Here is a 10,794-nt window from a genome sequence, read left to right as displayed (position 1 = left end):
ATAATTATTTAATTAATAAATAATTGAAAATTTACAATATTAATAAAATAAACTATAACTCTTTAGATACCTCAATCATCGGGTCTATGAATTCTAAACCCTCGTCAATCACCAAGCGTCTCCTAAGTACTGCCGGAAGTCGTGGCGAATCCTATGATTCTCGGGTGTTTAGCGGCATTTCTATTATTTCCTTTGCTTAACTAACGCTCAGGATACACCAGTTTCAACGTAAATGATGCGCAGAAATATGGCTTAACAATGATGAGTATCACGTTATTACTATTTAATCCATGCCTCATTACCTGGTGGATGGTGTTAATGCATTCCTGCGCTAGATCCCATAACAACCTAGGGATGGTTATGGTGGCTTAGAACATAAAATTGAATAAGGAATTCCGCATTATTCACCATAATGGTTGGTGCTGGTTATTTTGGTCCGTTTTTTTTGAGGATTTTGTTGTTGGCTCCGTAATTAGGCATAGGCCCTGCAGGTCTGTTGACTTCTACGATAACGTCCTTTGGTCTTCACTAACCCTGGACTACACACCGCTTTACCTTGACCGTGAGTATGCCTCCAGGACTGACTTTGGTAATGTCATCATGAATCCGAGGTTCCTGCTCTCCCTAGTGATTGGTATCTCCACTAGGGATACGAGTATTAATACCATGGCATTCCTAGGCATTGACTACGAGAGGTTGGTCAGGCCGGTTTACCCAGGCGATACGGTATGCGTTGAGTCTGAGGTCGTTAATAAGCGTGAGTCCAGGAGTAGGCCGGGCATGGGGGTTGTGACCTGGGTCCATAGGGCCTATAACCAGAGGGGTGAGTTGGTTTATGAGGTTAGGAGGAGCAACCTAGTCTATAGGCGGGATGGGTCACCGTGGATTAAGTTCCTGAGGGGTGAGCCTGTGGGTAAGGCCGAGGCCAGGCCTGGTGAGGGTTCTAGGCCCTTTGATTACAATTCCATGCAATTTACGAGGTTGGGCCATGAGCAGTGGCTTGGTAGGTTTCTCGAGGACTTCAGCCCCGGTGAGGTTATTGTTCATAGGCTTGGTAGGACGGTTTATGAATTCGACAATGTGCTGAGCACGGTACTATCAATGAACACAGCAACACTGCACTTCGATGAGGAGTACATGCTTTACCATGATTATGGGAGGCCCGTTGTCCAGGGACCATTCATTGTGGGCCTCGCCTGCGGCTTATCATCGATGGACCTAACAATGAATATTGCCGCCGACCTAGGAATAACGGATCTTAGGTTGAGGGCCCCCGTATTCCACGGAGACACACTCCACGCGGTCTCTGAGGTCCTCAGTGTTGAGGGGTCGAGCGACCCAAGGTTTGGCGTGATCACCGTTAGGACGAGGCTCTATAAGGGCATGATGAGGACAGAGGTCGCAGAAATAACAAGGAAAATAGCAATATACAAGAAAGAACACACACCATGGAGGTTTATATGGAGGTGATTATGTGTTTAGAATTAATGCTGTACATAATCTGACTTTCAGCGCCCTAACTTAATCCATCGTTGTCTCTTTGTTGTCTTTATCGAAAGTCTTTTATTTAGGGATTGAATTTAGAAATTAAATGCCAAGTCCAAAACCGGTTAATGGTCTTCCGTATAGGACTAAGATATACATTAATAACCAGGTATTGTTGCCAGCAAAACTGATTAGAATGCTTGGGATTGAATGGGCTAGGTATGCGACATAACCATTAGGCATAATGATAGGGTAATTACATTAAAGCGTGTGGCTCTCCTGAGGACTAGGCACACCGCGAGTAGGCAATTCACAATACCGAGGGAGGTCAGGGAGAGGTACGGGATAATGCCGTTGGATGATGTTGAGATCCTAAATATAACGCCCATAAGGATTAAGGAGGTAGGCACTAGGCAATTGATTCTTGATGAGTAACTTTTGAGCTGAGTAAAATCCCAAATCAATGTGGTAATGAGTTTTCCAGCAACTTTCTGGTCGTATCATCAATATGTTCCTCACTAAGGTATGCCAACTTACCGTGAAGTATTGTCGCGACTACGGCAACGTCAACCTCAAAGCCCTTAAATGGCGAGAACTTAGCCTTAGTCCTAAACCTCTCCGGCTCTATCCTGTGCCTGGCCTTGGTATTTACTATGGTTAGATCGGCGCAGGAGCCCTGCCTAATCCCCATGTTAAATCCAAGGAATTTAGCAGGCCTCTCCTGAATTGCCCTCATTACTGTGCCTAGGTCTGTGAACCCGCGGCGCCACAGCGTAAGTAATAACGGCGCCGTCGTCTCAAGACCAACAATACCCGGCGGCGCCTCATCATATGGCTTATCCTTTTCCCAATCTGCATGTGGTGCGTGGTCGCTCGCCACGATAGGCACCTCACCCCTAATGAACATGGCCAGCAACTCCCTTCTTGTTGCCTCATCCTAAGTGGTGGGTTCACCTTACAGTAGGCAGGTCTTTCAGACCTTGCCAGGCACTCCTCCTGGCTTAGTAGCATGTGGTGTGGCGTCACGTCAAAGGTGATGTTAAGGCCGCTCAGCCTAATCATGCTTATTGACTGCGGGAGCGTTAGATGTGTGATGTGGACCTTAGTGCCATACCTATAAACAAGCCTAATGACGTTATGAACACAGGCCAGCTCAGCCTTGGGCCCCTAATTAAGTTATGATGCTCAAAGTCCCTGGGTCCATTATACTGATTAATGATTACGGGGTCCTCACAATGCATTATGACCGGAATACCAACCCCAGCAGCCTCCTTAAACAGGGCCTCCAGGTATTGGTCACCGCCATACTCAGCAACCTCCTCAGGAAGCACCTCACCGACTGCGTAGGCCCCATTACTAAGGGCATCCCTTAACACGGACGGGTCCTGAGGGGCACCGAAGTAATGCCTCATGTGTATGCTGGTCTTCCTACTAAATTCCTCGATCTTCCTTCTCAGCAATTCAATGGTCTTTATTGGGGGCTTTGTGTTGGGCATGTCGCCGACGGCCACGTACCCACCAGCCAGCGCTGCCTGAGTCCCACTAACCGCGTCCTCCTTATAGGATAATTCAAAGTCCCTGAAGTGGACGTGAATATCCACGAAACCAGGGAGCAGGATGTACTGGCTTGGCAATTCCAACCTATTCCCTGCCTCAATGGGTTCATTACCCACATAGGTTATTTCACTACCCGTAATACCTACATAAACCTCCTTAACACTACCCCTTACGTAAGCCCTAGCCTTAATTAGTACGTCGGCCTTAGAAACACCCATTAAGGGTAATTACCAGCCTGAATTAAAATTATTCATTGTGCTTACACATTCAGTTTTGCAACCTCCTTAAAGAACCTCTCGTAACCCATCGACTCGATCATCTTAACGACCTCCTCACCACCAACGTGAACCACGGAGCCCTTAGCCATCACAATAACCCTTGTCGGCCTAACGTAATGTAGTATCTCAGCATGGTGTGTTGTGACGAGTATTGCCGTACCATCTGGGCAAGCCTTGCTATTGACTTGCCTATTACCGCTATGCCATCAACGTCAAGGCCGGAGTCAGGCTCGTCAAGCATGGCTACCTTGGGCTTGTACATTAGTAGTTGAAGCATCTCAGCCCTCTTGGACTCACCGCCACTGAAGCCGGCGTGAACACCCCTCGATAGGTGCTCAGCTTTAGGCCGAGTTCGGTTGTTAACTTTGTCATCTCTGCAATGACCTGGGGTGGTGGTGGGTCAGTTATTCGCTTGCCAGCCTTCTTATTGAGCATCGCTGTTATCAGAGTTGAAAGCCTAACCTCGGGAACAGGCGTGGGACTCTGCAGGGCAAGCAATATCCCTTTTTGCACCCTCTCCTCAGGGTATAGCTTAAGTATTGACTCTCCATCAAGTCTAATATCTCCATTAACCACGTTATACCTCGGGTGACCGGCAATTGTTAGGAATAGTGTTGTCTTGCCACTACCGTTGGGCCCCATGATAGCCACAACCTCGCCTGACTCAACGGTTAGGTTAACGTTATTTAAAATCCTCTTACCATCAACCTCAACGCTTAGGTTAATTACCTCAAGCCTAGTCATTATTGGTCATGTGGCTTCTGTGACACTGATTAAAAACTTTTTGGCAGTGTCTATGTGGGCTTATCATTGGAAAACTTAATAATATTGAATATAACCATTTATTCTAAAGAATAGCCATGAGCAAGGACGGCGTGAAACTCGAGATAGCAAAAACCGAAGAATACTCAAGCATACTTGGCCGTGCAAAACCCATTAAGTGGGAGGTGGAGATTAGAGGTAGGATTACGAGGGATGTCGTCGAGGAGATTAGCAGGGTCAGGGGTGAGCCTGATTGGATGAGGAGGCTTAGGCTTAGGGCCCTGGAAATGTTCGAGAAGCAGCCCTGGCCCAACTGGCTCCCTCTTGAAGGTAATATCGACCTGGAGTCCCTGGTCCTATATGCGAAGCCCAGTGTTGAGAGGGCGAGGTCATGGGATGAACTACCTAGGGAGTTGAGGGAGTATTATGAGACGCTGAAGATACCTGAGCTCGAGGCCAGGGTTTTATCTGGGGTTATTGGGCAAGTTGATGGTGGCGTTGTTTATGAAAGTACTAAGAAGGAGCTCGAGAAGGCGGGGGTCATTGCAATGAGCATGGATGAAGCCGTCAAGAGATACCCTGACATTGTTAAGCAATACTTTGCAAGGGTGTTCCCGCCAGAGTATAAGTTTGCGTCATTGAACATAGCCTTTGGGGCGGTGGCGTATTTGTGTATGTACCACCTGGTGTTCATGTTAAGATGCCCATCGAACTAGTCATCCTAATAAGTAGTGCAGGTATTGGTCAGTTTGAGCATTCACTCATTGTAGTTGGTGAGAATGCAAGCGTTGAGTTCATAGTCGCCTGCGCAGCCCCAGTGTTTACTGGGCTCAGCCTTCATGATGGTATGACCGAGGCATACATACATAGGGGCGCCAGGGTTAGGCTCGTAGACCTAAAGAATTGGAGTAAAGATGTTATTTACTTCGGTAATAATAGGGCCATTATTGAGGATAATGCGAGCGTCGACTGGCTGAGCGGTTCCCTGGGTGGTAAGGTGACAATCGTATACCCAATGAGCGTGCTTAAGGGGGTTAATTCAAGGACCACGGTGACGAGCGTGGCCCTGGCCAATGGGCCAACGTGGAAGGAGGAGGGGGCTAAGGTATTCCATAGTGCTCCGCATACTTATAGTAAGGTTGTTAGTAAGGGCGTTAGCTTAAACGGTGGTACGTCGGTGTATAGGGGCCTTGTCTATGTTAGGGAGGGTGCCAGGTATGCCAAGTCATCCGTGAGTTGTGAGTCCCTAATCCTTGATGATAGGTCTAGCTTATACCATACCTCATGAGCAGGTCTTTGAGGAAACAGCCGTAGTAACGCATGAGGCCTATACTGGTAGGATTGGTGAGGATAAGTTATTCTACCTACGTAGTCGTGGCCTTAGTGAGGAGGAGGCCCGCAGCCTAATAGTCCTTGGTTACTTCCACGACATTATGGTTAACCTACCCGTTGAGTATGTATCCATATTCAATAGGGCCATTGAGCTGGAGCTCTCGAGGATGGGCGGTGTTGGGTAGTTCATTATAAGTTATTTTCGGGGACTGGTTTTTAAATAACCACAGTAAAGAGGCTCGGTGACACTGATGAGCAATAATTCGGCAGAGTCTTTGAAGACCGTTATTGAGAGAAGCTCCGTTGAGGAATTACTCGGCCCAGAAATGGAGTTTGCCCCTTGGGAGGCCGTGATTAAGGGCAGAATAACAAAGGATATGTTGAGGAACTGAGTAGGATTAAGGGTGAGCCTGATTGGATGAGGAGGCTTAGGCTTAGGGCCCTGGAAATGTTCGAGAAATTACCAGAGCCAAAGTGGTTACCAATAAAGGAGGAGATAGACCTGGAGTCCCTGGTCCTATATGCGAAGCCCAGTGTTGAGAGGGCGAGGTCATGGGATGACGTGCCCAAGGAGATCAGGAGGTACTATGAGGCATTAGGAATGCCTGAGCTTGAGGCCAAGGTGTTAGCCGGGTTGCTTGGTCAGTTTGATTCCGAGGTTGTTTATTTGCATGTTAAGAAGTACCTTGAGGAGAAGGGCGCGATAGTCACTACGATGGACGAGGCCGTCAAGAAGTACCCGGACATTGTTAAGCAGTACTTCGCTAGGATATTCCCACCGGGTGAACATAAATTCGCGGCATTGCACATAGCGCTTTGGAGTGGTGGTACATTTGTTTACGTACCACCTGGCGTGAAGCTTGACATGCCCATTGAGTCCTTCTTCCTAATAGGTAGTTCTGGGGAGGGTCAGTTTGAGCATTCATTGATAATTGCCGATGAGGGTGCGAGTGTTGAGTGGCTTGAGGGCTGCGCAGCCCCTGTGTATAAGGGATTTAGCTTCCATGATGGGATGGTCGAGGGCTATGCGGCGAGGAATGCCCATTTAAGGATTAACACGATACAGAACTGGAGCAGGAACATAATTAACTTTAACAATAAGAGGGCGGTTGCATGGAGAACTCAACCGTTGAGTGGATTGAGGGTAGTCTCGGTAGTAAGGTTAGCTATACATACCCAAGCACCGTGCTTAAGGGTGAGGGTGCGAAAACAAGCATTATTGGCGTGACCATAGCCAATGGCCCATTCTGGAAGGAGAATGGGGCGAAGGCGTACCACGACGCGCCAAGGACTTCGAGCAAGATCATTAATAAAAGCGTAAGTATTAATGGAGGTACCGTGGTCTATAGAGGGCTTGTTTACGTTAGAGAAGGCGCCAAGTATGCAAGGTCCTCGGTATCGTGCGACTCCCTAATCCTTGATGATAAGTCGAGGGCCTACACAATACCGCATGACCAAGTCTTCGAGGAGACCGCGACAGTGACCCACGAAGCATACACCGGCAGGATTAGTGAGGATAAGTTATTCTACCTACGCAGTAGGGGTTTTGATGAGGGAACCGCCAGGAGCCTGGTCGTCCTTGGTTTCATACAGGACATAACCGTCCGCCTACCCACTGAGTACGCAATGACACTTAATAGGGTTATTGAGCTTGAGTTCGGTAAGTTATCCAAGGTAGGATGACTTAAAAGTACCCCTTAATAATTAGGTGGTCATAAATGAAGTGGCTTGACGAATTGAAGCTAAGGGCCAGGGAACTCGCCCAGAAGATACCCTATCAACAGATTAGGGATTCGCCCTCGGTTAAGTACTACACTGATTGGAGTGCCTTCGAGAGGTGCGTCGACCCAAATATCGAAGAATTATCTAAATATTCCATGATTAACATGCCCTATGAATCAAACATAGTCTCTGTAAATGGTAATATGAGCATCGTAAAGGTGCCCAATGGTGTTAATGTAATGAGTATTACCGAATTAGGTGAGGAATTCGGTAAATTACTATTTAAGTCAATAGATATTTCGGAATCAAAGGCCTTGGCTCGGCACGTGGCCAACCTAATTGGCGGGACCTACGTTGAAATTAACGATGACCTAAGTGAACCACTTAGAATAGGCGTTGTTTCGTCGATGCCAAGGCCGGTATTACTACCGACTCATTACACGGTATTGATTAATGACGGAGTCACGGCATCACTCAGCATCTTCATGAATGGCCTTGGTGGATGTCCATCAACACCGTGGAGATTTACCTGGGCAGAGGCTCTAGGCTGAATGCATTATTCGTAAGCACCCATGAGCAGGTACCCACCTACTCATTGATTAAGGTCATAGCTGGTGATGAATCGACAATAACCGCCAGGACATTAATCATGGGGGGCTCCATGAACCATCATAGGGAGGACTACCTACTGCAGGGCAGGAAGAGTGGCTTGAACCACCTGGGTCTTGAAATTGGTTATGGCGCATCAAGGATTGATTACCAGGTAAATGCGGTTCATACCGGTGAGTATGGTACGAGCTATTCGAAGGTCCTCGCATAGCCAGGGATAAGTCCTTCATAATACATAGGGCCCTGGGCAGGATAACCGAGGGCGCTAAGTGGAGTGATACGAATGTTGAGGGTAAGGTCTTCGTGATGAATGAGGGCGCCTATGCAGCTCGGTGCCGATAATAATGGTTGATACCGGGGATGTTAATGGCGCAAGGCACAGCGCGCGGATGCGTCGCCAGATGAGGACCAGGTTAATTACCTAAGGCTTAGGGGTATCAGTAAGGATGAGGTTACGGACTTAATAATACATGAGGTGGCTTCCCAATTCATTGACTCATTACCAAGTGAGTTTGCGTATGATGCTGAGGTAATAAGGTCATTGGTAATGGGTAAGCTAATAATAATGAAGTAGGTAATTCACCTAATAGCCTCAATGCATGCAAAGCCAAAGCCCTCAGCCCTACCTAGATCAACCACCTGAGGCTCCTCGTAATAATCACCAACTCCCCTGGATAGCACGGCCACGGCCTTATCACTAACCGTGAATCCCAGGGACTCAAGCACATCCTTCACCTCACCAATGGTGTAAAAGTGAGCTACTGAGTAAAACCTATGGCCCCTCCTGCCCAGCTCCATGTAATGCCTACCATGCTCACTATTCCTCGGCACAATACAGGTAATTAACTTACCACCAGGCTTGAGGATCCTGTGGACCTCGGTTAAGGTCTTCCTTGGATCATCGAGGAAGCATATGGTCACTATTATGACTGCATAGTCAAATGAGGAGTTCCTAAGCGGCATGGATTCACCCACACCAACCACGACATCAACACCCCTATCCCTAGCCAACTCGGCCATTGCAGGGCAGGCTCTAGGCCAATGGGTATGCCAACCCTACCCGCGAAGAAGCCACTACCAACACCAATTTCAATACCGAGGCCCCTGGGCACGATCATCGACACGGCCTTGACCTCAGACTCCGCAGTATCCGCATGCTTCACGTACCAACCATCATAGTCCCTTGCATACCTATTAAATATTGGTATTGACGACGTTGAAATCACCCATAGGTGTCGAGCGTCAACTCGGCAATGTCATAGCTATACTCTGAAACCCTCCTAATGCTTTCCACAATCATCATTAACCTACCACCAACATCAACATGAAGCCCACTGCCATAAATAGACTTAATAACCTCAAGGCTCTTACCCCTCATGACTAACCTCCTGTCCAGGACCTCCATGGCATCCTCAGTATCGCCATTGATGAAGGCCATGGCCGCCTCCCTAAGTATGTCGGTGGAATTAAGCCCAAGCTCCATGATACTATCCACAATTGAGTACTCACTGAGCTTGCAGCATATTTGACTGGCCTCACCAATTATTTGGGCAATTCTCCAGGCGTGGTCACCAGCCTCTCTATGGACTTGGAGACCATTAAGGAATTCACCAACTCCCTGGAACTACCGGCCCCAAGCTTAGAGAGTACTGATTGGTCCGTAATCCCCATCATAACCAACCTCTCAATGAGTAGGTAAAGCCTATCAACCTCATTATCCCTATCAATTATATCCTCAGGCTTAACGTCAGACCCACGTAACATATCCAATGAGTCCCTGAGCATTCCGAGGACCGTTAAAGTCATCCTATTCAATAACCTCTTAATCGGCACCTCAGGTATTGGGGTTACGAACTTAAAGACGACGTAGTCATTACCCTCCTCAATAACCTCGGCCCCGGAAATCCTCTCCCTAACCAACTCCTTAACCTCGCCCTTAATACCCGTAAACCCATTGAACCTAACCCTAACCTCGTCAACGCCCCTAAGATACTGGGTAATCAATCTCCTAAGCACGTAATCCGGGTTATCCCTATCGACATCAACGACATTACTAATGCCGGGACCACGTACTGATCGACTAAGTGGGATTATGGCCACGTGATCACCCATAAACCTGAGCAGGACGTAAGAACCAGCCTCAATGCCCAATGCAGAGACCCACTTCTTAGGTATTGTAATTGCTATTGAAGACCTACCAGAAGCCACAACCTTCCTAACCTCCTCCTCAACCACATGCTTCAAGCGCAAACACTTAATTAATCTTATCATCAATTAAGGAGGAGCATGCTAAGGGTCTTAATAACGGGCCCGCCTGGCGTCGGTAAGACGACACTTATTAAGCGGGTAGTCGACCACGCAAGGTCAGTGGGTGTCAGCGTTTATGGATTCATAACCACCGAGGTTAGGGAGGGTGGTTCGAGGGTTGGCTTTAAGATCGTGGATGTTAGTAGTGGTAGGGAGGCTTGGCTGGCTCACGTGAGCCTATTCAAGGGTGGGCCTATGGTTGGTAAGTACAATGTTAATTTAAGGGCTATGGAGGACGTTGGGATACCGGCTATAAGGCCTCCAGACCAGGTTCATTACTTGTAGTTGATGAGATTGGTAAGATGGAGTTAATGCATGAGGGCTTCCTGAGGGTCTTGAGGAGGTTGTGGATAATGTTCATTTCCTCGGCACGATCTACATGGCCTATAGGTCAAATGAACGATTACTAGCCTTCGTGAATAGGTATGGGTTTAAGGTTATTGAGTTAACGAAGGTTAATAGGGATCAGGTATTCGCCCAGTTAAGCAGGGTGCTGGGCTCTGAGCTTTCAAAGAGGCAGTGACTTAACCGACGGCTCCCTGTCCCTAAGGGTCCCTCATCTTCAGGCACCCTCACGGGCGTGGCATCACTGCCCGAGCCCCGCCGTCAGCATGCAGGTAACCCGCCAGGCTAGCTTAAACTCAGCTCCAACCTAGCTAACCCTAATCAGCTTATAAACCTAAAAAGTGAAGCTTATTAATTCCAGGGGTGAATTCAGTAATCCACCTTAAGTGGGGTTAAC

General features: G+C 47.9%; 11 protein-coding genes and 4 pseudogenes. 8 read left to right on the top strand and 7 right to left on the bottom strand.

What is annotated here, in order from left to right; genetic code table 11:
* Positions 1-381: 381 nt before the first annotated feature.
* Positions 382-1,470, top strand: coding sequence for a MaoC family dehydratase (locus tag JCM16161_RS13310; RefSeq protein ID WP_243671747.1), 1,089 nt, complete (start codon positions 382-384; stop codon positions 1,468-1,470).
* Positions 1,471-1,591: 121 nt separating this feature from the next.
* Positions 1,592-1,920, top strand: a pseudogene (locus JCM16161_RS13305) (AbrB/MazE/SpoVT family DNA-binding domain-containing protein).
* A 25-nt stretch (positions 1,921-1,945) separates the two neighbouring features.
* Here JCM16161_RS13305 and JCM16161_RS13300 read toward each other — a convergent pair.
* From JCM16161_RS13300 to sufC, 3 genes and pseudogenes are all read right to left on the bottom strand, one after another.
* Positions 1,946-2,401, bottom strand: a complete 456-nt coding sequence (locus JCM16161_RS13300; RefSeq protein WP_243671746.1) for a dihydroorotase family protein — start codon at positions 2,399-2,401, stop codon at positions 1,946-1,948.
* 166 nt (positions 2,402-2,567) lie between these two features.
* Positions 2,568-3,260, bottom strand: a complete 693-nt coding sequence (locus tag JCM16161_RS13295; RefSeq protein WP_054856173.1) for an amidohydrolase family protein — start codon at positions 3,258-3,260, stop codon at positions 2,568-2,570.
* 41 nt (positions 3,261-3,301) lie between these two features.
* Positions 3,302-4,064, bottom strand: a pseudogene (gene sufC, locus JCM16161_RS13290) (Fe-S cluster assembly ATPase SufC).
* A 116-nt stretch (positions 4,065-4,180) separates the two neighbouring features.
* Here sufC and sufB (JCM16161_RS13285) point away from each other — a divergent pair.
* The 4 genes and pseudogenes from sufB (JCM16161_RS13285) (at position 4,181) to JCM16161_RS19290 (ending at position 7,956) form a co-directional block, all read left to right on the top strand.
* A pseudogene (gene sufB / locus JCM16161_RS13285) lies at positions 4,181-5,599 on the top strand (Fe-S cluster assembly protein SufB).
* 66 nt (positions 5,600-5,665) lie between these two features.
* Positions 5,666-7,097: pseudogene (sufB, locus tag JCM16161_RS13280) on the top strand (Fe-S cluster assembly protein SufB).
* 35 nt (positions 7,098-7,132) lie between these two features.
* Positions 7,133-7,687 (top strand): hypothetical protein, encoded by a 555-nt coding sequence (locus JCM16161_RS19295; protein WP_243671745.1) that lies wholly within the window; start codon positions 7,133-7,135, stop codon positions 7,685-7,687.
* Complete coding sequence (locus JCM16161_RS19290; RefSeq protein WP_243671744.1) at positions 7,654-7,956, top strand: SufD family Fe-S cluster assembly protein; 303 nt, start codon at positions 7,654-7,656, stop codon at positions 7,954-7,956. The genes JCM16161_RS19295 and JCM16161_RS19290 overlap by 34 nt, the downstream gene beginning before the upstream one ends.
* A gap of 368 nt (positions 7,957-8,324) precedes the next feature.
* On the opposite strand, the gene JCM16161_RS13270 is transcribed toward JCM16161_RS19290, so the two are convergent.
* From JCM16161_RS13270 to JCM16161_RS13265, 4 genes are read right to left on the bottom strand one after another with little or no spacing between them, the layout of a single operon-like run.
* Positions 8,325-8,756 (bottom strand): class I SAM-dependent methyltransferase, encoded by a 432-nt coding sequence (locus JCM16161_RS13270; RefSeq protein WP_243671743.1) that lies wholly within the window; start codon positions 8,754-8,756, stop codon positions 8,325-8,327.
* Entirely contained in the window at positions 8,669-8,971 is a 303-nt protein-coding gene (locus tag JCM16161_RS19285; protein WP_243671742.1) for a hypothetical protein, read from the bottom strand. Before JCM16161_RS19285 ends, JCM16161_RS13270 begins: the two co-directional genes overlap by 88 nt.
* Complete coding sequence (locus tag JCM16161_RS19280) at positions 8,968-9,240, bottom strand: hypothetical protein (protein WP_243671741.1); 273 nt, start codon at positions 9,238-9,240, stop codon at positions 8,968-8,970. The genes JCM16161_RS19285 and JCM16161_RS19280 overlap by 4 nt, the downstream gene beginning before the upstream one ends.
* A gap of 47 nt (positions 9,241-9,287) precedes the next feature.
* Positions 9,288-9,980 carry a phosphate uptake regulator PhoU gene (locus JCM16161_RS13265; protein WP_243671740.1) on the bottom strand — a complete coding sequence of 231 codons (693 nt, stop codon included), beginning with the start codon at positions 9,978-9,980 and terminating at the stop codon, positions 9,288-9,290.
* A 51-nt stretch (positions 9,981-10,031) separates the two neighbouring features.
* Between JCM16161_RS13265 and JCM16161_RS13260 the strand changes: the two genes are divergently transcribed.
* Positions 10,032-10,337: a 50S ribosome-binding GTPase gene (locus JCM16161_RS13260; RefSeq protein WP_054856172.1), complete on the top strand. Its 306-nt coding sequence runs from the start codon at positions 10,032-10,034 to the stop codon at positions 10,335-10,337.
* A gap of 61 nt (positions 10,338-10,398) precedes the next feature.
* On the top strand, positions 10,399-10,575 hold the full coding sequence (locus tag JCM16161_RS19275) for a hypothetical protein (protein WP_243671739.1): 177 nt from the start codon (positions 10,399-10,401) through the stop codon (positions 10,573-10,575).
* Positions 10,576-10,794: the final 219 nt, after the last annotated feature.

It is taken from the genome of Vulcanisaeta sp. JCM 16161 (genome assembly GCF_001316285.1).
Note: the sequence above shows the minus strand (reverse complement) of the source record. Positions and strands in the feature narration are given on the sequence as shown.

What these genes read in the sequence shown, in the direction of transcription:
- JCM16161_RS13295 (WP_054856173.1), bottom strand. Translation starts at nt 3,260, where the DNA reads ATGGGTGTTTCTAAGGCCGACGTACTAATTAAGGCTAGGGCTTACGTA.
- JCM16161_RS19295 (WP_243671745.1), top strand. Translation starts at nt 7,133, where the DNA reads ATGAAGTGGCTTGACGAATTGAAGCTAAGGGCCAGGGAACTCGCCCAG.
- JCM16161_RS13260 (WP_054856172.1), top strand. Translation starts at nt 10,032, where the DNA reads ATGCTAAGGGTCTTAATAACGGGCCCGCCTGGCGTCGGTAAGACGACA.